Source organism: Frankia sp. AvcI1, assembly GCF_001420875.1.
Classification (GTDB): Bacteria; Actinomycetota; Actinomycetes; order Frankiales; family Frankiaceae; genus Frankia; species Frankia alni.
This window is the reverse complement of sequence record NZ_LJFZ01000032.1, coordinates 23632-45916: the sequence shown is the minus strand read 5'-3', so window position 1 is coordinate 45916 and position 22285 is coordinate 23632. Positions and strand designations below refer to the sequence as shown.

Genomic DNA, 22285 nt, shown 5'->3' with positions numbered 1-22285 from the left:
CCACCAGCGTCTCGGCGAGGCGCACCGCCGGCTCGTGGGTCAGGCCGCCGAACATCACGTGCGACATCGACCCGAGCTGGGTGCGCACGGCCTCGTCGAGCACGGGGTGCCGGTAGCCGTGGATGGCCGCCCACCACGACGACATCCCGTCGATCAGCTCGCGGCCGTCGGTCAGCGTGAGGCGCACCCCGGCGGCGGACGCCACGGCGAACAGCGGTCCGTCGTGCGACGCCGCGGCGTAGGGGTGCCAGACGGCCCGCCGGTCCCGGGCCACGAGATCGGCCCCGCCCGCCCCGTCCGTGCCGCTCGCCCCGCCGCCGGCTGGCGACGGAAGGCCCGGGGACGTCGAGGTTGGCACGGCGGCGACGGCGCAGGAGTGCTTCACCCCTCCCACTCTGGTCCATCGGCGACGCGGGCGGCCTTCCCCGACGATGCGTGCGCGACGCAGGTCACGTCGGACCGGGCTCCGGCCGCCGGGCCCACCGGCCGCCCGCCAGCCACGATGACCACCAGGCGTGCCCGACGGCGACGCCGGCCGGGGCACCGGGCAGGATGGGCGGCGTGGTCATCCCGATTCACGACATCAACCCGCTGAGCCGGCGGCCGATCATCACCTGGCTGCTGATCGCCGCCAACGTAGTGATCTTCATCTTCTTCGAGCCCGTGGTGAGCTCGGTCGCCGGGATCGGGACCTCGACCCCACAGAACGTCTGCGAGCAGCAACGGTTCTTCCAGGAGTGGGGCGCGATACCCCGGGAACTGGTGCACAACGCGCAGCTCTCGGCCGCCTACTCCGGCCACATCGGCGTCGACGCGGCCGGCAGTCCCGGCTGCATCGTGCAGACACCGCCGAGCTTCGACAAGATTCCGGTGCTCTCGGTACTGACCGCGATGTTCCTGCATGGAAGCTGGCTTCACCTCATCGGCAACATGCTGTTTCTCGGGGTCTTCGGCAACAACCTTGAAGATCGCATGGGCAGGCTGTTCTACCTGCTGTTCTACCTGGTCTGCGGGTACGCGGCGACCTACGGGTTCGCGCTGTTCGAAAGCGGGTCGTCGAGCACCCTGATCGGCGCCTCGGGCNCCGTCGCCGGCGTNCTCGGCGCCTACCTACTCCTGTTCCCGAGAGCTCGTGTCATCGGCCTGGTGTCCGTGCTGTTCTTCCTCCCGTTCTGGCTGCCGGCCTGGATCGTCCTCGGTTTCTGGTTCGCGCTGCAGTACGTGTACTTCACCGGATTTGGCGTCGCCGACGGGGGCGCGGTCGCCTACGGCGCGCACGTCGTCGGCTTCATCGTCGGGGCGCTGCTCGTCGCGCCGTTCATCCGCCAGCTACGCGCGGCCGGACCGGGCACGCCNCCCCGAATACCGCAGCACCGCTGGATCCGCGGGACCGGAACCTCCGCCGCCGCCCGGCATCGCCGGAGCTACTGACCTTCCCTGTAGGGGGATGGCCTGGTTCCGCGGGGCCGCTGGTGTTGCCGTGCCGGTGTCAGGCGGCCTGGTCGTGTGGGTTTGACGGTCGGTCGCCGTGGAGGATGGCGTGGATGGAGTCGTGGAGGTTCAGCGGGCCGCTGTCGAGGGTGTGGATGGCGGTGGGGTCGATGTGTCGGGTGGTGTGGGCGAGGGTGGTGGTGGGGTGGGGGCCGGGGTCGAGTGGTGGGGTGGGGGTGAGGGTGCGGCCGTCGGGGGTGTGGGCGTGGACGGTGCCGTCGGCGCTTCGGGTGAGGGTGATGCCGTCGTCGTGGATCATGTGATGGTGGGCGGAGCAGAGTAGTAGGAGCTTGTCGACGTCGGTGTCGCCGCCGTGGGTCCAGTGGTCGAGGTGGTGGATCTGCAGCCAGTGGGTGTGGTCGCAGCCCGGGTACTGGCAGACGCCCTGGTCGCGGGTGTAGACGGCGTCTCGGAGCCGGCGGGACGGTAGCCGGCGGCGCCGGCCGAGGTTCAGAGGGTTGCCGTGTAGGTCGGTGAGCAGGACGCGTAGTAGTCCGTCGCAACCGAGGCGGTCCACGACCGGGCGGGGCATCCCGATCCCCGAGGCGGTCTGCGCCCAGCCGGTGAGCCCGACCAGGTGTGGTCCCACCCGGCCCGTCGCCGCGGCGTCCACCGCCTCCCCTGCGGTGCCCGCTTCCTCCCCCGCCGCCCTCTCACCCTGCGCCTTCCNGGCCGTCTCCCTGCCGGTCTGCGCTGCTCCCTGCGGTGCCGGCCTCGGCTCGTGAGCGCCGGGGGCCGGGACGGGGCTGGTGGCAGCCGGCAGGGCGGCGGTGTCGACGGTGAGGGTCAGGGTGTGGATCGGGGTCATCAGGCCGGGCGCGGGCTGGTCGAGGAACCCGTCGGCCAGGGCCATCAACGCATCAGCGTCCTGCCGGCGGTCCCGCGGTGCCGCCACGGACTCCCCGTCGGCCGGCGGTCCCTCCCCCTCGCCCGACCCGCCAGACTCCTCCGACCCGCCGGACCTGTCTGACCCGCTCACCTCGCCGGGCTGGGCCGCCGGGGTGGGGGGTGTGGTGCGGTGCAGGCTGGCGTGCGCGGCGTCGAACGCCGCGAGCAGCCGGACGGCGTCCTCGGCGGGCAGGACCGCGTTCAGGTGCAACATCCCCGCATCGTCGTACCGCCAGGACACCCCGCGCGCCGCCCGCCGGGCCGTCCGATCCTCGGTCACCTGCCGGTAGGCACGCACCACCCGCTCCAACTGCCCCGCCGTGCAGTACCGGGCATGGGTCAACCACACCTGCTCCGTCGAGGCCTGCGCGACCCGGCTGACCGCACGCACCTTCGCATACGACAACGTCCCCGCCGCGAACGCCGCCCGGATCGCGGGAAGCCGCTCCAACGCATGCGCGACCGCCAGGTACTGCCGGGCCGTCCGCGACCCGATCCCGCACCGCCACGACAACCAGTGCGCACACGACCGCACCCCCACCCCCGACCAACCGCCCCGCCGATCAAACACCGCCAGCAACATCAACCAGCCGCACGTCGCCGCCGCAAGCCGCCCCGCCCACCGGCAGATCGACACCTCCAACTCCGCCACCGAACCCGCCTCCACATCCCCTTCGAACAGCGACACCTCCCCACCCGCGCCCTCCCCGGCAACCGGGTCCTTCCCGGAGACCGGGTCCTTCCCGGAGACCGGGTCCTTCCCGGAGACCGGGTCCGGAACCGGCCCGGACACAGCCGTCGGAGCTACCACAGAACCAACCATCATGATCACCGGGCCAGGGGTGTCGGGAAGCATCGGACACCGGCATGCTCCCACCCACCACCGACACTTTTTCGACCCCACCCACACACCATCCGACCACAACCCCACCGCACGCCGGCGCTGGCAGGGGTGACGCTCCGCGAACCCGAAGCCACCTCCGACACCCGCGAGGTTCCACGGAACCAGCCCCACACCGACTCCAGCCCACACCCACACCCACACCCAGCCCCAGCCCCAGCCCCAGCCCCAGCCCCAGCAATCATGATGTTCCCCAACCCGCCCCGGACCCGACGCTCGCCCGGTTCCGCGGAACCGGGGCCCGCGTCTGGAGCACCCCGGGCCCGCGACGATCCCCACCCAGATCCGAGCCTCGCCACCACCGCGACGTTCAGGGCATTCCCCNACGCCACAGGCGATGTTGATCTACCACTCGAAACGCCTACCGCTCGCTGCAGGCTGAGGACCGACCGCGGTGAGGAACTCCGGGTGGACGGGCTTCAACCGAGCGCTCATGGAACGCCCCTGACCAGGGAAAATTTTGCTGGAATCCGGCGCTGCGGTGCGGCACGCTTGACCGGCGATGACCGACCTGCCCCCGACGCCCCCTGCCCCCGCCCGCGGTGCCGAGGCCCCCGCACCCGGCGCGGGCGGAAGCGTCTACCGGCGGACCCTTGCAACCCCCGGCGCGGCCCGGTTCATCGGGCCGGCGTTCGTGGGACGGCTGCCGATCGCGATGCATGCGCTCGGCACGGTGCTGTTCGTCCAGGACCGGTCCGGCTCCTATGCCGTGGGCGGGGCGGTCNCCGCCGCCGGTGCGCTCAGNGAGGCAGTGTGCGTGCCACGGGTAGGCCGCGCCCTGGATCGATTCGGTCAGGCCAGAGTGCTGCTCGCCGGGCTCGCCGGGCACCTGCTCGGGGCGGCGNCACTGCTGGTGACCGTATGGGCCGGCGCCCCCCGACCGCTGTGGTTTCTTGCCGCGGTGGTTGCCGGCGGCTGCCTGCCGCCCGTCGGGACCTGCGTACGGGCCCCCCGGTGGAGCGCGTTGCTGGGTGGTGGCGCGCTACTGCCCGCCGCGCTCGCGCTGGAGGCGGCGACTGACGAGCTGGTGTTCATCCTGGGGCCCACCCTGGTGACGGCGCTGGTCACCCTCGTCGATCCCGCCGCCGGCCTGCTGGCCTCGGCGGTCCTGCTCGGCGTCGGCGCCCTGGGGCTTGCGCTGCAGCACGGCACCGACCCGGGGCCCCGGCCGGCGTCGGCCGCGCCACCGGAGCGGATCATGCGGCGGCCGGACGCCCGCACCCTGGTCGCGATCGTGTTCGCGATCGGGATTGGCTTCGGCGGGATAGATGTGGCCATGGTCGCCTTCGCCCGCGAGGAGGGGCTGGCGGCCATCGGCGGGCTGCTGCTGGGAATGTTCGCGGCCGGGTCGGGAATCTCGGGTCTGATCACCGGCGCCCGCAGGCACGACCGCCCGCTGCGGGCCCGGCTGCTGCGCTCGATCGCGCTGCTGACGGCCGGCCTCGCACTCCCCCTGGCCGGGGTCGGCNTGGCCACGATGATCCCGCTGGCCGTCCTCGCCGGCGCCACGGTGGCCCCCACAATGATCAACGCGAACGCGATGATGGAGCGGATCGTCCCGCCGCACGCCCGCACCGAGGGCTTCGCCTGGCTCACGATGGCGGTGGTCGGCGGCCTCGCCGTGGGCTCCCCGCTGGCCGGCCGGCTGATCGACGCCGGCGGCGCCCGGTTCGGCTACCTCGTGCCGGCGGGCGCGGGCCTGCTCGCCGGCCTGACGGCCCTGCTCAGGCGCCTGTACCTGCCCGACGTCGACGCCCATGGCCCCGCCCCGGCCAGCGTCCCGCGCCCCGCCTCCGCACCCGAGAGCACCACCGCACCCGCGATCACCACGGTCGACCCCGCCGGCTGACCGTTCCGGTTCACGGCGCCAGGAGACGGTGCACCCGGCGACCGCCGCCCGGCGACCTTTCGCCGGGCGGCCGGTTCGCCGCGGACCGTCGGGACCGGGCGGCGGTTCGCTGGAGGTTGCTCAGGAGGCGGTGTCGTCGCCAGTCTGGCCTGCGGTCCCCTCCTCGGTCCCGGCGTCGGCGGGGCTGGCGATCTCCGCGGTGGGCGCCGGCGATCCCGAAGTGGCGGGCGCAGCAGCGGAAGTGGGCGCAACAGTGGCGGCGGGCGCAGCAGTGGCGGCGGTGGTGGCGACCTCGGCGGGCCGGCGACGGAGCAGACCGCGCCGGGCTCCGCAACGGGGCGCCTCGGCGTCACCGCGCCGCTTGCGGCCCTTGCGACCCGCCGCGGCGACCACGGTCGGGTCGTCCCCGCCGCTCTGCGCTGCCTTCTCGGTGGAATCAGCCGCCTCGGCCTTCTCCGCAGACTCGGCCTTCTCCGCAGACTCGGCCGCGTCGGCAGCCTCGCCCCCGTCGACGGCCACAGCGCCATCGGTCGCCACAGCGCCATCGGTCGCCACAGCGCCATCGGTCGCCACAGCCTCGTCGACGACCTTCGCGATGTCGGCCGCCGCAGCCCGGTCGTCAGGCTCCGCCGCGCCGGCGGATTCGGCTACCTGAGCCGGCTCCGAGGCGGCGGGCTCGGCGGCACCGGCATCGGCGGCCGTCTCGGCGACGGCCGTCTCGGCAACGGCCGTCTCGGCAACGGCCGTCTCGGCGGTGGGCGTCTCGGCGACGGGCGTCTCGGCGACGGGCGTCTCGGCGACGGGCGTCTCGGCGGTGGGCGCCGAGGGCAGCACCTCGGTGGTACGGGTCTCCGTCGAGGTCGCCGGGGTGGATCCATCGGGTGCGACGAGTTCGTCGGTGCCGACCGGGACCTCGGTTCCGGCGGCGCCGGGGACGGTCTCGCCGGCCGCGGCTCCGCTTGGCGCCGGGCCAGCCTCCGGCTCGACCGCTGCCGGCTCGATCGACGACGCGGCGACCGGCTCGGCCGGCGCGGGCTCGGCCGGCGCGGCGGCGACCGGGTGGGACGCGACCGGCTCGGCGGCGGCCTTGCGGCCACGGGAGGTGGGGGCGACGGCCGCGGCGGTCGGCGTCACGTCGAGCGCGACCGTGCGCCATCCCTCGAAGACCTCGGTGACGGTGTAGCCATCGGCGCTCAGCGCGTCACGGAAGCGAACGAGCAGCTGGTAGGACAGCGTCAGATCCGGCGTGGCGACGGCCGTCGGCGCATCCTGCGCGCTGTGCGCGTCGTCCGGACCGACGGCCGGATCCGCGTCCGGGAACGTCGCGACCGTCGCCGACACCCGATAGGTGGTTGCCGAGACGGTGGGGTTCACCGTCTCGGTCACGGTCCACGACCGGCTGGCGATCCGGCCGGCGGGCGGCTCGAGTGGCGAGCTCTCGGTCTGGGCGGCCAACAGCGTGGCGATCTTCGCCCCGGCCGTCATGGGCACCGGGTCGTCGCTCCTACCCCATCGCACGCGCGCACGTCCTTTCCTCGCGAAGTCGGCATCGTCCGCACGCCCGTTCGGCAGCGCCGGCGTCCCCCGGCCCCGGGGACGGCCCGGCCAACAGGCCGTCGGCGTGGGCGAGACCCGCATTCTGACGGACAGACCGGATGCGCTCCGCATCGGGGTGTGTTCCGACACAGNGGCGACATATCGGCGCAAACTAGTGGGAGGTCGGACATGATTGACGCACGCCAAGGAGCGAACGATCGGTGCGGCGCGNACATCGGCACGGATCACCGCGCGCGCGGGGCCCGCCGCCCCGCCCCAGAAAATCGCCGGAGGCGTGGCGCGGATTTCCGCCGCGACAATCAGGTCATGATCACACACGGAAACTACACATAGCAGTTAAATGATTACCTAGCTGTTCCACGTCGGTGGCGACCTCAACGGGCCNCCCCGTTCGGGATGGCTCTGCAGACGGTGTTCCCGGCCCCGCCGAGGCGCCCGCGGCGCGGCTCGCCGCCCCGTTCGTTCCGCCAAGCCAGCCCGGGCGTTGGACCACGAGCGTTATATTCTGCTTGCCGCACGTGACATACAGCGACGGTCTTCTACGACAGCGAGGTCGGGCGGAGTCAACGGTGTCAGACGAAGTGGCGGTCGGGTCCGGTGTCGGTGACGCCGCGTCCCCACCGTCGACCACCGGAATCATCAGGGTGTTCCTTCTTGACGACCACGAGGTAGTACGACGCGGGTTGCGGGATCTCCTCACCGAGGAGCCCGACGTGGAGGTGGTCGGCGAGGCCGGCCGGGCCGACGAGGCGCTCGGCCAGATCATCGCGCTGCGACCGAAGGTCGCGGTGCTCGACGCGCGCCTGGAGGACGGCAGCGGCATCGAGGTCTGCCGCCAGGTGCGCTCGGCGGACCCCGGCATCGCCTGCCTCATCCTCACCTCCTTCGACGACGAGGAGGCGCTCTTCACCGCGATCATGGCCGGCGCCGCCGGCTACGTCCTCAAACAGATCCGGGGCACGGCCCTGGTGGACGCGGTCCGCCAGGTGGCCGCGGGCAAGTCCCTGCTCGACCCCGCGGTCACGCCGCGGGTGCTGGTGCGGCTGCGGGAGGGGCCGGCCGAGGACGAGCGGCTCGCCGGTCTGACCGATCAGGAACGGCGCATTCTGCGACTGATCGCGGAGGGGCTCACGAACCGTCAGATCGCCAGCCGGATGTTCCTCGCCGAGAAGACGGTGAAGAACTACGTGTCCAGCATGCTGGCCAAGCTCGGCCTGGAGAGCCGAACCCAGGCCGCCGTCTTCGCCACCCGCCTGAACACCTGACGCCCGCCGGCCGGCGGGCGTCAGCGGGCGACCGCGTCGTCCGCCGGCGAGTACGCGGGCAGCACTCCCGGCGGGGTGATGAGCGGGACCAGCCAGGTCACGGTCGTGCCGATACCGTTCTCGCCGGGGCCGAACCCCATCCGGCCGCCCAGGTCCTGCGCCCGGCGGCGCAGGTTCGCCAGGCCGCTGCTGCGGGAGGCCCCGCCGGGACCGCAGCCGTCGTCGCGGACCTCGACGAGGACGTCCACGCTGGTCACCCGCAGCAGCACGTCGATGCGGGTGGCCCGGGCGTGGCGGGCGATGTTGGACAGCGCCTCCCGCAGCGCGGCGAGCATGTGCGGGCGGATCGCCGCGGGCACCCGGCGGTCGATCGGCCCGTCCACCCGGATCGTGGGGCTGATGCCGAGCGCGCGCTCGGTCTGGGCGGCGATCGATCGGATCTCGGCGCCCAGGTCGGCGCCGTCGAGGTCGGCGACCGTCAGCGAGAAGATGGTCTGGCGGATGTCCGCGATGGTGTGGTCGAGCTCGTCGGCGGCGGCGTGCAGCCGCCCCGCCGCCGGACCGTCCAGGACGCGGGCGAGGCTCTGCATCTGCAGGCCCGTCGCGAACAGCCGCTGGATCACGACGTCGTGCAGGTCGCGGGCGATCCGGTCGCGCTCCTCGAACACCGCNAGACGCTCCCGGTCGCGGTGGATGCGGGCGAGTTCGAGCGACAGGGCCGCCTGACCGGCGAAGGCGGCGGCCATCTCCAGGTCGAGGCCGCTGAAGGTCTCGAACGGGCCGTTCGTGCCGAGGACGAGGATGCCCAGCGCCCGTCCGCCCGCCATGAGCGGCACGACCATCCCCACCGTGGCCGCCGCGTCGGGGGTCTGCGCGCCGAGCAGCGGGCCGCCGGGCGCGCCGGCGCCGACGAGCACGGCCCGCCCGGTGCGCATCGCCTCGGTCATCCGCTCGTTGCCGGTGAAGACCCGGCCACGCAGGTGCTCCTGCCCCGGCCCGTCCACCACCCCGACGACCAGACCGGCGGCGTCGGGAACGAGGATCGCCGCGAGGCGCGCGGCGGTCGCCTGCCGGGCACGGCGGGCGACCAGCTCGAGGGCCTCCTCGGGTTCGGCCACCGACAGCAGCGCCGTGGTGATCTCCGCGCTGGCGGACAGCCAGGCCTGGCGGCGACGCGTCGCCTCGTACAGGCGGGCGTTCTCGATCGCGAAGCCGACCGCGGCGGCCAGGGCGCAGGCCAGGCTCTCGTCCTCCCGGCTGAACTCGCCGCCGCCCCGCTTGGCCCCGAGGAACAGGGTGCCGAACGCCTCCCCGCGCACCATGATCGGGACGTTGAGGAAGGTGTCGAAGCGCGGATGCCCCGGCGGGAAGCCGACGGCGGCCGGATGGCCCGCCACGTCGGCGACGCGCAGCGGGCGGGGATGGCGCAGACTCTCCCCGATCAGACCGCGGCCCAACGGCAGCCGGCCGATCGTCCCGGGCACGCCGTCGGCGAAACCGACGTGGATGAGCTCGGTGATCTCACCGGCCTCGCCGATGACCCCGAGGGCGCCGTATTCGGCGTCGACGAGCTGGCTGGCGGCCTGCGCGATGCGGCGCAGCGTGACCGGCAGGCTCAGTTCGCGGGCGACGTCGACCACCGCGTCGAGCAGGCCCTGCATCCGCGACTGCATGGAGGCCACCTCGTCGACCTGCGCGGACAGGCGGGTGCGCAGGTCGTCGAGAGGCGAGGGTTCGCTCGCGATCGGCACCGCCCATGGGCGTCCACCGGAGGGCACAACGGTCATCGCGGGTGATTCCTCCTCGCTCCGCGCGGCTCCCAGGCGGGGCCCCTCGCGAAGAGCGGCCACCCGAAGGTGGGATCACTCTGGCGTGCAGGATATCCACCCCGGCGATGGCGGGGAATACCCTCGGCGGCGGCCCGGGTCCCTTCCGCCGCCGGCGCCCGGGTCCGCCTCTCCACGCCACTGCACGGGGCGCAACGTGGAGCGCGGACCGCCAGCAGAAGTACAGTGTCCTGCATGGCAGTGCTGCGTCCTCTCCTGCACCGCGACCGTGTGACGGACCTGGGTCGGGCCGTCAGCGCGGCGTGTACCGGGCGGGTCTGAGGCGCCTCGTCGTCGCCGTCTCCGCGGGTGCCCAGCGCACCGCGGTGCAGTCCGCGGTCGATCGGCCGCTCCCGCGCCGGGTTCCCACCCGGGTGGGTTGACTGACGAGTCCCGTCACCGCCTGGCCATGTCGTCGCCGGCGGATCGGTGCGCGCCCAGCCCCGTCCGCCGCCGCCTTCCGGTCCCGCCTCGCGCCGGGCCCGGCCGACCGCCCCCCACGCGTTGCCGTGAGCGTGCCCCGCCCGCCGCCCGGCTCGCGGCGTCCCCGGTGGGGCGGACGGTCGCCCGCGCGATNCCCGCCCCCGCCGGCCGCCGTTCTCCCGGCCGACCCGGTGGCACCGTTCGCCTCCACCGCCCTGGGAGTCCCCCGTGCCTCTTCTGCACCCGGCGCTCGTCGCCGACCCGGCCCGTCACGCCGGACCCGCGCTGCCGACGCCTTTCCGGGCGGCACCATGGCGGGCGGCCCCCTTGCGGGCGGCGCCCTTCCTGCCGGCCGAGTGCCTCAGCGACGAGCCGGGCACCGTCGAGCTGGCGACCCTGCGGGACCTGACCGCGGCCTTCGCCGGCGTGCCGGAGATCTGGCGCCCGGTGATCCACCACCGTCCCGACCGTCGTTGGTACACCCGGCTGCTGCTCTCCGCGACGGTCGAGGTGTGGTTGATCGGGTGGTATCCGGGGCAGCAGACCGAGGTGCATGACCACGGCGGNGCGCTGGGGGCGATGACGGTCGCCGAAGGCCGCGTCGAGGAGGACCGGTACGACCGGAACTGGACGATCACGCGCGTCCGCGAGCACCTGACCGGATCGTCCGTCGGGTTCGGCGCGGAGCACGTGCACCGGGTCGCCAACCGCGGGCAGGTGGTCGCCACGACCATCCACGCGTACTCCCCGCCGGAGCTGCCGATGCGCTTCGCGCCGACGCCGGCAGTCCCGGCATCCGCAGTCCCGGCATCCGCAGTCCCGGCCGGGCGGGACGCCGAGGCCGTCGGCGCCGCCCGGTGACCACCGGCGGGAGCAGGATCGACGCGATGCTCGCCGCGGCCCGCTCGCGGCTGCGCCGCCTCGAACCCGCCGAGGCGGCGCAGGCACTGGCCGAGGGCTCGGGCAGTGTCCTCGTCGACATCCGGCCGGCCGCCCAACGGGCCGCCGAGGGCGAGATCCCCGACGCCGTGGTCGTCGAGCGCAACGTGCTCGAATGGCGCTTCGATCCCACCAGCGACGCCCGGCTACCGATCGCGACCGGTGACGACCTGCAGGTCATCGTGATCTGTTCCGAGGGCTACACCTCCAGCCTCGCGGCCGACGCGCTGCGCCAGCTGGGCCTGCGGCGGGCCACCGACGTGATCGGCGGATACCACGCCTGGGCCGCCGCGGGCCTGCCGATCCGCGGCGGTGGGTGACCGGTCCGACGCCGACCGCCCCACCCGGTGGTACGCCACCGGGACTTTTCGCGTACCCGGGCCCCACCAGCGGCCCGTGCATCAGCAAAGGCGCCGAATGTGGTTCTGCGCACATTTCGCGGCCGAATCCGGCTCGGTAGCGCCCCCCGGACGGGGTTCCCCCGTTCGTCATCTGCCCGCAACGCGGCCGCGCGCNGCGCCGAGTGGGCGATCGTAGTCCTCTCGGTGGGGACTCCCGTGTTCCCTGTCGGCCACCGGACAGCGATCTCCCGGGCGCCCGTTTCCNCTGCCCACCAGCGACTCTCTCCTGACGGACAGCCTCGCCCCGCCCGCGGCTGCCAGTCCGGCCACGATCGTTCAGGTGGGCTCGCGTCGCCGCGGATCGCCCGTACGGCCTCCCGGCGCGCCTCCTGACGGCCCGCGGGAGCACTCCGGACGTCCGCGTTCCGGAACCCTTGCTATCCGGTCGAGAGACGTCTACGTTCCTCGGTTAACGAGACGAGACGGGATCGTTTCCGAGCGGAGCCCACCCCCGGTAAGCCACGCGAATGGCGCCGTCGGCGGATTCCTCCCGGAGCCCCAGGGGGCTTCTCGCCGCAACAAGGTTGACCTGCCTGTCTGGGGTGTCGCGCTACGCCGGATTTGGCGGTCTGCAAAAGCATGTGTCCGCCTTTGCAACGTCAGCAGGAGACGGTATGCCCAGTCANCCCAGCGTGCTATCTGCCAGAAGCTCCGCCGCACCCATCTTCCTGTTCGCCGCGTGCCTCTGCGTCTGCGGTGATGCCCGATGAGCGCCGGGGTACCCGTTCTTCCCGGTCGTGACCTGCCGCCGCAGCCGTTCGGCGCCGGCTGGCCCGCCTACTGGCGCCAGGACGCGGCCTGCCGCGACGGCGACCCGGACGCGTTCTTCCCGCCGGACGGCCGTAACACCAAGGCCCGCGCCGCCGCCGAGACCCGCGCCCNCAAGATCTGCTCGGACTGCCCGGTGCAGCGTCCCTGCCTGGCCACCGCGATCTTCCGGCAGGAGGAGCACGGCGTGTGGGGTGGGCTGACCTCGGACGAGCGTGCCACCGTCGTTCCCCGCGGCCGCCTGAGCGCCGACGACGCGCTGGTGTTCGCCGACCGCCTGCTGCTGTCGGCCTCGGTCGCGAGCTGACCCTCGACGCTTGCTGACGGCGAACGGCCCGACCCCCACGCGGGGCCGGGCCGTTCGCCGTCAAGGTTCCTGGCTGGTACATTTCCGCATTCCAGAACAGCGCTACACGGCCATCCACGGCCATGCACGGAATGCGGGTGACCTCATGTTCTCCACGCGCGGTATCAGACTGCTCGGTGGTGCCGGGTGAGGNCGCCCCGCCGGCTGCTGCTGCTGCGTCACGCCAAGTCCGACTGGGCCGACGGATCCCTGCCGGACGTCGACCGGCCGCTGTCCGACGCCGGGCGCCGCGGTTGCCGGCTCATCNCCCGCCACCTCGCCGACAACGGGCTGGCCCCGGACCTCATCCTGTGCTCCGCCGCCCTGCGGACCAGGCAGACCGTCGAGGGCATCGCCGAGGCGCTGCCGGCGAGCGTGCCGGTGCTGGTCGAGGACCGGCTCTACCTGGCGGAGGCACAGGCCCTGCTGGAACGGCTGCACGAGGTCGACGACGGGGTGCCGAGCGTCCTGCTCGTGGGGCACAACCCGGGTATCCACACGCTCGCCGTGGCCCTGCTCGCCCCCGACGAACGCTTCCGGATCCCCACCTTTCCCACCGCCGCGCTCGCGGTCGAGGACCTTGCCGTGTCGCGGTGGGCCGAGCTCGGCCAGGACTCGACCCGGCTCGTCTCCTACGTCACTCCCCGCGCGCTGCGTGCGCAGGCCGACCCCCCGGCCGCCTCGAGCTGAGCGCGCCGGGCACCGCCCGACTCGCCGGGTTGCAGGCCGCCGGGGTTGCGGCTCGCCGGGATCAGTACGCCTGCTCCATGATCCGGGAGGCCAGGGCGATGATGCCGCCGCCGACCAGGAGCACGGCGGTGACGATCCACAGCGGCACCGAGGCGAGGATGAGCGCGAAGCACCCGATCACGGAGCCCGCGATCAGCAGCAGCACCGCCAGCCACGAACCCGTGTTGGCCTTGTGGTGACCGGTCTCACTCACGTCCACTCCTGTCCCTGTCATTGCGCCGCCGGCCGGCGGCGCGACGCGCCTCGTTCCCGCTGCGAGACTACCTGCGAACACCGACGGCGGATGCCCGGGGCCGATGTGCATTCGCCCCTTCTTCCGACCCGTCCGGGCGGGCGGGTCGGCAGGGTGATATCCGGACCGCACCGGGTCCTTCGGCCCGCGGTCCGCCAGCCCGTCCGACCCCGTCCCGCCGCCATCGCGCCTTCATCCCGGCACCATGGCGGCTCAGATGAACCCGGCGATCCGGCGCAGATCGACGAGTTGGTCGTCGAGCCAGCGCCGGACGTCGTGGGTGCGGACCTGTTCGGCGGCGGCCGCGAGCCGGCGGTGGCGCTCCTCCATCGGCATCGTCAGCGCCGTGTAGAGGGCGTCGGCCATCTGCTGGACGTCGAACGGCTGAAGGGTCACCGCNAACTCGCCGAGCTCCTCGTGGGCGCCGGCCATCTCGGACAGGGCCAGCACGCCGCCGCGGCGGTTGACGACCGCCACCTCCTTCGCGACGAGGTTCATCCCGTCGGCGATCGCGTTGACGATCAGCACGTCGCAGATCGAGTAGGCCGCCACCGCCAGCGGGAAGTCCTCCACCATCCGCAGGTCGATCGGCTGGCGGCCCTCCTTGGTGTGCCGGGCGTTGATCTCGGCGACCAGCGCGCCGATGAGCGCGATGTAGTCGGCGTACTCCGGGACGTCGGTGCGGCTGGGCTGCAGCAGAGCGAGGAAGCTGACCTTGCCGACGAGCTCGGGATGCTGGTCGAGCAGCGTGCCGAAGGCGAGGAAGCCCCGCACCACGTTCTTGCTCGGGTCGGTGNNGTCGACGCGCAGGATGAGCTGGCGATCGTCGTCGAGGAAGATGTAGCGCAGCATCGCGATGTGCGCGGCGACCTCCTCCGACGCCTGGGTGGCGTCGAGCGCGGCCGCGTCGACCGAGATCGGGTAGTAGCGGGCGCGAACGACCCGGTCTCCGACGGTGACGGTGAGCTTCTCCAGGTCGACGGGCAGGCCGAGGAGCTCCTGGGCGCACAGGACGAAGTTGCGGGCGTAGCGGCGGGTGTGAAAGCCGACGACGTCGCTGCCGAGCAGCCCACGCAGCAGCCGCTCGCGGATGTCACCGGGCAGGATGCGCCACTCGTCCGGGCCCGGCCAGGGGATGTGCACGAAGTGGGTGAGCACGACGTCGGGGCACTGCTCGCGCACCCAGTCGGCGACCAGGTAGAAGTGGTAGTCCTGCAGCAGGACGAGGGCCTTGCCCCCGCGGGCGCGCACCTCGTCGACCACCGCGTCGGCGTAGGCGCGGTTGACCGCCGCGTACCCGTTCTCGAAGGCGTCGTGCTCGGCCCGGGTCAGCACCGGCGCGAGCGACCGGCCGTAGAGGCCGTGCTGGATGAACCAGAGGATCGGGTTGGACCACACGCTGTAGAAGTCGGCGTAGGCGGTCGGGTCGGTGACGACGAGACGGACCCGGATCGCCGGGCCGTCCGGCTCGCCGTCCACCACGTGGGGCTGGGGCTGCGTCTGGACGAGGATGGACCCGCCCGCGCTCTCCGCCGCGACGGCGGCGTCCTCCTCGCCGGCGGCGCCGCAGACCCACACGGCGTCGTCGAGGTGTTCGGCGAGTCCGGACAGGGCGGACACGAGGCCCCCCGCGCCCCGGTTCACGGTGCGCCCGGAGGCGTCCCGGTCGAAGCTGACAGGACCGCGGTTGGACAGGAGTACGAGAGGCAGGTCGAGGGGGATGAAGTCCGACACGGCGGATGNAGCCTCCTGGTCACGGGCGGTACTCGGCGTCCGGTGCCCCTGATCGCTCGGGCGCCCGGGCGCACGGGGACAATCCGGACTGTAGTGAGCCCCGCTTTCGGATGCACCGCGTTGCGGGGTGCCTGAAGCGTTGTTACCCAGACCTTCATCTGGTCACTGTTGCCACCGACGCGATTTCCGTCCGTAACCAACACGTACCACCATTGTGGAGAGGCGGCCGTCCCCGGCGACATCGAGTGTGCCGACGATCACGACAGGTGGGCTACAGGCCGTCCCGGTAGTCCCGGACCTCCTGCACGGCCGAGCCCAGGGAGGCAAGCGACATCTGCAATGTGTCACGCGTCTCGACGAGCGCACTGGTGAGCTGCTCGACGGCCCGATGCTCGCTGCCGTCGGTCGCCGCGATCACCATCGCCTGCGCCTCTTCGATCATGCTCAGCGCGCCCTCGAGCTGGCCGGCGACCTCCTCGGTGCGCCGGAACGCCTCGTCGAGCTGCGCCTTGACGTCGGCGATCGTGCCTGACACCCGTCCTCATCCCTTCCTGGAGCCACCGGCCCGCGAGCCGGACGCCGGCGCCTGCTCGACGCCCGAGCCGAGCCCAAGGCCGAACCGGGCCGCGGCCGCGAGCGCGAGCAACGCGGCGGCCACGTCGACCGGCGCCATCGGCGCGAGCCGGAACGTGGCGAGCACCGCCACCGCGGCGGCGCCCGCTCCCAGCATGCCTGCCCGGAACACCGCCTTCACCCCGTCTTCGGAGCCGGCCGCCACGGCCACCAGCGCCGCCGCGAGCACCGCCGCGCCGATGATGCAGGGCAGCCCGGGCGCCTCGGTGAACACCCGCAGCACCCCCACGAACACGAGGCTGAGCAGACAGGCGAGCGCGGTCATCAGCCCGGCGGAGGCCGAACCAGCGGCCTTGGAGACCGCGCGCAGCTCGGCGGCCTTGCTCATCGCCTCCAGGCAGAGGTCGTAGGCCTGGCGGGGAGCGGTACGCGGATCGACCGGGGCGGTCGCCGCCGGCTGCCCGACGGCGCCGAGCTCCCCGCGCCCCGACCGACCCCCGCGCGCCGACCGGCCCTCGCGCCCTGGCCGGCCCTCCCGCCCCGACCGACCCTCGCGCCCCGACCGGCCCGCACCACGCGCCTCGCGCCCGTCGCCCGCCGGCCGGCGGCCCTCGCGGCCGGCGGCATCGCCGACGGCCGGCCCGCCGCGCAGGTCCCGTCCGGAACTCGCCAGCGGCCGACCGGCCCGCCGCTGGGCCGGCGCGTCGGCGCCGCGACGCGGGGCGGCCTTCTTCGTGAGCGCGACCGCGGGCTCGGCGGCGGCCGGCCTGAGCTGGTCGAGGTCGGTGAGCCCGTACTGGGCCAGCGGCTCGGCGACCTGGGCCCAGACGCTCTCGACCCGGGCCCGGATGTCGGCGGCGGCCTCACGGTGCCGGCGCGCCTGCGCGCGGCCGCCCTGACGTCGCTGGTAGGCGTCCCGGTCCGCGCGGGCGCGGGCGGCGTCGGAGGCGCCGAGCAGCCGGCGGTACTGCATCGCCGCCCGCAGCGGATCGTCGGGGCCCAGACCGAGACCGAGACCGGGATCGGGATCGGGATCGGGATCGCTGTCGGGATCGGGGTCGGCAGTCGCGGGCGGCCGGCCCGGGGCGGGTACGGCCGTGATCGCGGGCGGGTCCGGCGTCGCCGTCGCGCCGCGCTGCCACGACCCGGCGATGGACCAGGCCTCGGGGTCCAACGGCTCAGCTCCCGCCATCATCGCGTTCCGTTCTCCCCCGGCTCCGGCCGGCCGGGCGCGCCCCGCCTCGCGGCGGGCACCCGCCCAGCCGGCGCCGTCTGGATCTTCCTGCCCGATCGCCACCGGCCTACCCCCGCACCATCGGCGCGAACGGCACCACCGTGCGCGGTTCGGACTGGGTGTGCCGGTCGAACAGCACCGCCCGGTTCGGCATCGTCCCGCCGGCCACCGGGCGGTGGCCGGCGAGGGCGAACAGGTCACTGCCCGGCACGCCCGCAGCCGCCCAGGCCGCGATGTCGTCCCGGTTCACCGGCCCCAGGTCCTCCGCCATCCGGGACACCCCGCGCCACCAGCCGACCAGGTGGACGCGGGTAGCCGGGCCACGGCGGGTGACCGTGCGCAGATCGTCGAGGCCGGTGCGGCGCGACGCCGGATCACGCACCTCCAGGGCGGCCCGCCCGGCGTCCATCGCGAACACCACCACCAGCCGCAGGGGCGGCAACGGACCGCCGGCGCCGGCGAGCGCCGCCTCCTCCCGGGCCCGGCAGGCGTCCGCGGCGGCGGCCAGCACCGCGCGCAGCCCGGTGACGTCGACGACCCGCACGGGGTGGCCGGCGCGCCGCATCCGCTGGGCGAGGATCTCCGCCGCGCCGAGCGCGGTCGGCTCCGCGGCGACGATCTCCGCGACGAGGCCGCCGGCCGGGAGCTGGGCGGCGACGCTGGCCGCCGCCGCCTGCACCATGCCGACCGCCTCCCGGCGCAGCGGGCCGAGCACGGCGAGATGGCGCCCGGGCGAGGCGGCGAGGCGAACCCCGACCGCCGCCGGAGCGAGGTCGACGGGCACCCCGACCAGTGCGAGCGGGTCGCCGCCGGGCATCGCGCTGCCGGCCACCTCGACGCCGGGCAGCTCGACGCCGGGCAGCTCGGCCCCGGCTGTCTCCGTCCCGGGCATCTCGACCCCGGGCATCGCTGCGGCGGACGTGGCGGCGCCGGGCCACGCGGACCGGTCGGGAGTGGGGGCGAGGGACGCCGACCCGGCGGAGGGGTACGCGCCGATCGCGATGGGCGGGTCGTCTCCGATCGGCGCGGCCGTGGACTCGATCGCCGGCGGCGCGGGGCGCCCGTCCAACGCGCGGTAGACCGGGTTGTCGTCGAGGATCGCCGGGGCGTGGCCGACGAAGACCCGCGGCCGCGGCGCCGACGGCAGGCTGCGCGCCGTGGTGGTCGCCAGCCGGTCCCGCAGCCGGGCGATCACGTCCGGGTCGGGGAAGGCGACCCGGACGAGCTCGTTGCCGGCCGGATGGCCGTTGCGCCGGTTCACGATCGCCTCGCCGACGCCGGACAGCGCGCCCGCGGCCTCGTTCGCCGTGGACAGCAGGACCCGCGACTCCGAGATCGAGGTGCGCAGCGCCACCCGCAGCGCGAACTGGCCGAAGATCGAGCCACGCTTGCCGGCGGTGGAGTCGAGGGCGTCGATGCCGGACAGCGTCTGGCTGGCCAGCAGCAGATGGACGCCGTAGGCACGGCCCTGGCGGGCCAGGACCTCCAGGTGGGCGACGCCCTCGCGGGCGATGGCGTCCATCGGGGTGAGCATCACCTGGAACTCGTCCACGACGACGAGGACCCGCGGCCAGGCGGAACTGCGGTCGGCGGCGCGCAGGCCGCGCAGGTCCCGCGCGCCGACGGCGCGCATCGCCACCGAGCGCCGCCGCATGTCCTCGCGGACCGCGCGCAGGACGGCGACGCCGAACTCACGGTCGCTCTCGATCCCGACGGTGTCGGCGTGTGGCAGGAAGAACGGGTCGGTGGCCCCGGCGGCGAACTGGGCGAACTCCAGGCCCTCCTTGAAGTCCAGCAGGTGGAAGCGGACCTGGTCGGGGGCGTAGCGGGCGGCGATGCCGTAGACCATGTCGAGCAGCAGGGTCGACTTGCCGGCGCCGGCCTGACCGCCGACGAGGGCGTGGACGGTGTCGTCGTCGAAGGTGAGCCGCACCGGGCCGTCGGGGCCCTGGGCGACGGGCACGCTGATGCCGGCGGCGCTGTCGGACTCCCACAGGGCGCCGGGCAGCAGCTCGGCGATGCCGGGGGGGCGGGACGCCTCGCGGGCGGCCGCGTCGGCGACCTGCCTGGTGACGGCGGTGACGAGAGCCGCCGGCGGCGGCGGGTCGAGCTGGACGGCCAGCAGGCCGGTCAGCGAGGTGCGCCACAGGCCGGGCTGCGCGCCGCGCCAGTCCGGGCGGTCGGCGAGCAGCTCGACGGCGGTGAACACCACCGAGTTCGGCAGCGCCTCGGCGACCGAGTCGGCCGCCTCGTCCGGGCGCGGATCGTCGAAGTCGGGATCGGGCGGGGTCACGTCGTCGAGGTCGTCGCCGGCGTCCAGGCCGCCCGGGTGGGGCTGCGGGACGAGCTGGACGATGGACAGGACGTGGACGCCGCAGGCGGGCCCCTGCGCGGCGACGGCCGCCAGCGACCGGGCGCCCTCCTCGTACAGGCGCGGATCGCCGAGCAGCACCAGCAGCAGCCACGGCTCCGGCCGGCCGTGGCCGGCGTCCTCGCGTTCGCGCAGCGAGTCGAACCGGCCGGCGAGCCGCTCGACGGTGATGCGGCCCACCTCGGCGGACAGCTCGGCGAGGCGTTCCTCCAGCCGGGCCCGGGTGGTGATGGTGGCCGACGCGACGCCGGCGGCCCGCAGCGGCGCGAAGCCCGCGAGGCCGGCGCCGAGCTCGTGCNGGTCGTAGACGACGAGCTGGACCCGGCCGGCGGGCACCGCGGCGAGGATCCGGGTGAGCAGCCCGCGGACGAGATCGACCGCGGCGGCGCGCCGCGCCGGGGTGGTCTCGATCCGCAGGTTGCGGCCGTCGAGCAGGGGCACCGCCAGCGGCACCGTGCTGTGCGGCGCGCCGGGCTCGTCCGGCGGGATGACGACCTGCCCGACCTGCCACAGGCCCGGGCGGAAGCGGCCGCGCGCGCCACCCGCCGCGGCGGGGGCGGCACCGAACGGGCCGTGCCGCCAGTCGGGCGCGGCCCAGGAGGCACCGGCGAAACCACGGGCCCCGCTGCGAGCGATCATCCTGGCCTGCGCCAGCTCGGCGTCGACGCCCTGCGACCCGGTCGCCGTGCCCGGTCGCCCCGGGGCGCCCGGCGCCGCCGTGGTCGCGGCCGGCGCTCCGCCGCGTTCGAGCTCGGCCGCCTGCTCCTCCAGCCGGTCGGCAAGAGCCAGCGCCGCTCCCAGCGAGGACTGAATACCGGCCACGAGCGTGCGCGCCCGCCGGGTACCCGACATCGTCGACCTCCCCACACCATCTCCGCACCACACCGGGAGCACCGGGAGCGCCGGGCGACCGCCGCCGCGTCGGGCACCCGGCGACGCCAATTCCCCCGACGACCATGACACGTCCGAGGGAGCAAACATCCCAGANCCCGCCGACCGGCCGAACCGGCGTACCCGCCGGGCGGCCGTGGGGGTGGCGCCGTCACCGAGCGGCACCGGATGCTGACCATGGCCACGCTAGCGACTCACCTGGCGCCGACGTGGCCGTTCGGACCCGGATCACACCCGCCGCCACCGCACGGACGACGCCGAGACCACCCCCGCCCGCCAGCGCGGACCCGATCGGTCGGGTGTCCGCGCGCTGCGGCCTGTGGGNCACCCGACACCGTCGCGAGGCGTCGAACCGGTTTCGCCGATCCATGACCATGACAGGGCCGCCGCGGCCCGCGACGGGTGGCGCCCACGACGGGGTGGAAGGTGCGATGTTCGAGGCGATCCGGCAGACAGCGCACGACCGGGACCGATATGCGGCACCGGGCGCGTGTTCAATGGCCGGGCGAGGGCAACGTCCCCGGCGGGTCGTCGACGAGCCGCCCGGCGGGGGCGCGCAGCGTCGATGGCCACGCGGGAAGGGGATCCAGGTGACGGACGCGGCTGAAGCGGCGGGAATCGCCGGCACGGCCGACCGGACCAGCGGCACGGCCGAACGGACCGGCGGCACGGCCGACCGGACCGGCGGCACGGTGGGCGGCTCACCGCCCGGCGGCCCGGCCGACTCCGCCGCGGCGAGAGCCGGCGGTCGGGGGGAGCCGATGGTGCCGGAGCAGCGGCCGCTCGCGGTCATCGACGTGGACGGGGTGGTGGCCGACGTCCGTCACCGGCTGCGGTTCCTGCGGGCGAGCCCCGGCGACTGGGAGGCGTTCTTCGCCGCGGCGCCCGCGGACCCGCCGCTGGCCGAGGGGGTCGAGCTGGTCCACCGGCTCGCCCGCGACCACGAGGTGGTATGGCTGACCGGCCGGCCGGAACGGTCGCGGGCGGCGACCTGGCGCTGGCTGGGCGAGCAGGGCCTGCCCCTGGGGGAGCTGCGGATGCGCCCCGACGACGACCGCCGCCCGGCCCGGGTGTTCAAGCGCGCCGAGCTGCGCCAGCTCGGCGCGCGACGGCAGGTCGCCGTCGTGGTCGACGACGACCCCGCCGTGGTGGACCTGCTGCGCGCCGACGGCTGGCCGGTGCTGCGGGCCGAATGGCTCGCCTACGAGGCCACCCTGGGCAACGCCCAGGAGTCCGAGGGCCGCACCTGAGCCGACCACGGCACGGCAGGCACCGGTCGGGGCACCGCATGCCGGACGGCACGGCTCGGCTCAGCCCGACGCCGACCTGCGGTGGATCCCGACGGCCAGCGGCGCGAACACCGCCAGCAGGCCCAGGCACCAGGCGAGGGACTGCAGCAGCGACGACGACACCGGGCCGCCGAGGAACAACGACCGGACGGCGTCGATGGTCACCGACACCGGCTGGTGGCGAGCGAACGCCTGCAACCAGCCCGGCATCGTCGCGACCGGCGCGAAGGCGGAGCTCGCGAAGACCAGCGGGAAGATCCAGACGAAGCCCCCCGACTGGGCCGCCTCGGCGCTGCGCACCGACAGGCCGATCACCGCGGACAGCCAGCAGAACGCGTAGGAGAACAGCAGGATCAGGCCGAACCCGGCGAGCACCGCGGGCACGGTCGTGTCGCCGAACCGGAACCCGACCGCCAGCCCCACCGCCAGCATGACCACGATGATGAAGGCGTTGCGCAGCAGGTCGGACAGGGTCCGGCCGGTGAGCAGCGCCGAGCGGGTCATCGGCAGCGACCGGAACCGGTCCATCAGGCCGCGTTGGCGGTCCTCCGCCAGGN

The 22285-nt window shown here is 74.4% G+C and carries 15 protein-coding genes and 11 pseudogenes; 13 read left to right on the top strand and 13 right to left on the bottom strand.

Translation table 11 applies throughout. From position 1 onward, the window contains the following. A partial coding sequence (locus UK94_RS65735) for an aminotransferase class III-fold pyridoxal phosphate-dependent enzyme (protein ID WP_235489947.1) occupies window positions 1-274 on the bottom strand: 274 nt, incomplete at its 3' end. Window positions 275-561: 287 nt separating this feature from the next. Between UK94_RS65735 and UK94_RS65730 the strand changes: the two are divergent. After that, window positions 562-1083, top strand: a pseudogene (locus tag UK94_RS65730) (rhomboid family intramembrane serine protease); the annotation flags it as partial. A gap of 15 nt (window positions 1084-1098) precedes the next feature. Beyond that, window positions 1099-1355, top strand: a pseudogene (locus tag UK94_RS65725) (rhomboid family intramembrane serine protease); the annotation flags it as partial. Window positions 1356-2161: 806 nt separating this feature from the next. Here UK94_RS65725 and UK94_RS65720 read toward each other — a convergent pair. After that, the coding region (locus tag UK94_RS65720; RefSeq protein ID WP_235489901.1) for a DUF222 domain-containing protein at window positions 2162-3190 on the bottom strand (1029 nt) is incomplete at its 3' end. Window positions 3191-4478: 1288 nt separating this feature from the next. On the opposite strand from UK94_RS65720, the pseudogene UK94_RS76540 reads away from it, so the two are divergent. After that, window positions 4479-4748, top strand: a pseudogene (locus UK94_RS76540) (MFS transporter); the annotation flags it as partial. 1 nt (window position 4749) lies between these two features. Next, a partial coding sequence (locus UK94_RS65715) for an MFS transporter (protein WP_268761625.1) occupies window positions 4750-5129 on the top strand: 380 nt, incomplete at its 5' end. A gap of 120 nt (window positions 5130-5249) precedes the next feature. Here UK94_RS65715 and UK94_RS25890 read toward each other — a convergent pair. After that, window positions 5250-6647, bottom strand: a complete 1398-nt coding sequence (locus UK94_RS25890) for a hypothetical protein (protein WP_157734447.1) — start codon at window positions 6645-6647, stop codon at window positions 5250-5252. 620 nt (window positions 6648-7267) lie between these two features. Here UK94_RS25890 and UK94_RS25885 point away from each other — a divergent pair. Further along, entirely contained in the window at window positions 7268-7951 is a 684-nt protein-coding gene (locus UK94_RS25885) for a response regulator transcription factor (protein WP_050997059.1), read from the top strand. 20 nt (window positions 7952-7971) lie between these two features. On the opposite strand, the gene UK94_RS65710 is transcribed toward UK94_RS25885, so the two are convergent. Together UK94_RS65710 and UK94_RS65705 are read right to left on the bottom strand one after the other, a co-directional pair. After that, window positions 7972-8619 (bottom strand): histidine kinase, encoded by a 648-nt coding sequence (locus UK94_RS65710; RefSeq protein WP_268761652.1) that lies wholly within the window; start codon window positions 8617-8619, stop codon window positions 7972-7974. A 4-nt stretch (window positions 8620-8623) separates the two neighbouring features. Next, a partial coding sequence (locus UK94_RS65705; RefSeq protein WP_235489941.1) for a GAF domain-containing protein occupies window positions 8624-9612 on the bottom strand: 989 nt, incomplete at its 3' end. An 816-nt stretch (window positions 9613-10428) separates the two neighbouring features. Between UK94_RS65705 and UK94_RS76535 the strand changes: the two are divergent. The 7 genes and pseudogenes from UK94_RS76535 to UK94_RS25860 form a co-directional block, all read left to right on the top strand. Next, window positions 10429-10766: pseudogene (locus tag UK94_RS76535) on the top strand (cysteine dioxygenase); the annotation flags it as partial. Window position 10767: 1 nt separating this feature from the next. Further along, window positions 10768-11061 (top strand): annotated as a pseudogene (locus tag UK94_RS65695) (cysteine dioxygenase); the annotation flags it as partial. A gap of 26 nt (window positions 11062-11087) precedes the next feature. Then, window positions 11088-11459 (top strand): rhodanese-like domain-containing protein, encoded by a 372-nt coding sequence (locus UK94_RS25870; protein ID WP_011603452.1) that lies wholly within the window; start codon window positions 11088-11090, stop codon window positions 11457-11459. A 787-nt stretch (window positions 11460-12246) separates the two neighbouring features. Continuing rightward, a pseudogene (locus UK94_RS65690) lies at window positions 12247-12421 on the top strand (WhiB family transcriptional regulator); the annotation flags it as partial. A gap of 1 nt (window position 12422) precedes the next feature. After that, the coding region (locus tag UK94_RS65685; RefSeq protein WP_313949596.1) for a WhiB family transcriptional regulator at window positions 12423-12615 on the top strand (193 nt) is incomplete at its 5' end. A 193-nt stretch (window positions 12616-12808) separates the two neighbouring features. Further along, window positions 12809-12921: pseudogene (locus UK94_RS65680) on the top strand (histidine phosphatase family protein); the annotation flags it as partial. Between the two features lies 1 nt (window position 12922). After that, the coding region (locus UK94_RS25860; protein WP_235489899.1) for a histidine phosphatase family protein at window positions 12923-13344 on the top strand (422 nt) is incomplete at its 5' end. Window positions 13345-13405: 61 nt separating this feature from the next. Here UK94_RS25860 and UK94_RS25855 read toward each other — a convergent pair. The 7 genes and pseudogenes from UK94_RS25855 to UK94_RS25835 all read right to left on the bottom strand — a co-directional run. After that, complete coding sequence (locus UK94_RS25855; RefSeq protein WP_308203131.1) at window positions 13406-13597, bottom strand: hypothetical protein; 192 nt, start codon at window positions 13595-13597, stop codon at window positions 13406-13408. A gap of 252 nt (window positions 13598-13849) precedes the next feature. Continuing rightward, a pseudogene (locus UK94_RS65675) lies at window positions 13850-14035 on the bottom strand (trehalose-6-phosphate synthase); the annotation flags it as partial. A gap of 1 nt (window position 14036) precedes the next feature. After that, window positions 14037-14432: pseudogene (locus tag UK94_RS65670) on the bottom strand (trehalose-6-phosphate synthase); the annotation flags it as partial. Window positions 14433-14434: 2 nt separating this feature from the next. Next, window positions 14435-15370, bottom strand: a 936-nt coding sequence (locus UK94_RS65665; protein WP_235489937.1) for a trehalose-6-phosphate synthase, incomplete at its 3' end; no start/stop codon positions are given. A 271-nt stretch (window positions 15371-15641) separates the two neighbouring features. Continuing rightward, window positions 15642-15905 (bottom strand): hypothetical protein, encoded by a 264-nt coding sequence (locus tag UK94_RS25845; protein WP_009739496.1) that lies wholly within the window; start codon window positions 15903-15905, stop codon window positions 15642-15644. Window positions 15906-15911: 6 nt separating this feature from the next. Continuing rightward, complete coding sequence (locus UK94_RS25840) at window positions 15912-17135, bottom strand: hypothetical protein (protein WP_235489897.1); 1224 nt, start codon at window positions 17133-17135, stop codon at window positions 15912-15914. 109 nt (window positions 17136-17244) lie between these two features. Further along, window positions 17245-19846 (bottom strand): annotated as a pseudogene (locus UK94_RS25835) (FtsK/SpoIIIE domain-containing protein); the annotation flags it as partial. Window positions 19847-21029: 1183 nt separating this feature from the next. Between UK94_RS25835 and UK94_RS25830 the strand changes: the two are divergent. Continuing rightward, complete coding sequence (locus UK94_RS25830) at window positions 21030-21689, top strand: hypothetical protein (protein WP_157734445.1); 660 nt, start codon at window positions 21030-21032, stop codon at window positions 21687-21689. Between the two features lie 60 nt (window positions 21690-21749). Here UK94_RS25830 and UK94_RS65655 read toward each other — a convergent pair. Then, window positions 21750-22284 (bottom strand): annotated as a pseudogene (locus UK94_RS65655) (ABC transporter permease); the annotation flags it as partial. Window position 22285 lies beyond the last annotated feature (1 nt).

What these genes read in the sequence shown, in the direction of transcription:
- UK94_RS25870 (WP_011603452.1), top strand. Translation starts at nt 11,088, where the DNA reads ATGCTCGCCGCGGCCCGCTCGCGGCTGCGCCGCCTCGAACCCGCCGAG.
- UK94_RS25840 (WP_235489897.1), bottom strand. Translation starts at nt 17,135, where the DNA reads ATGGCGGGAGCTGAGCCGTTGGACCCCGAGGCCTGGTCCATCGCCGGG.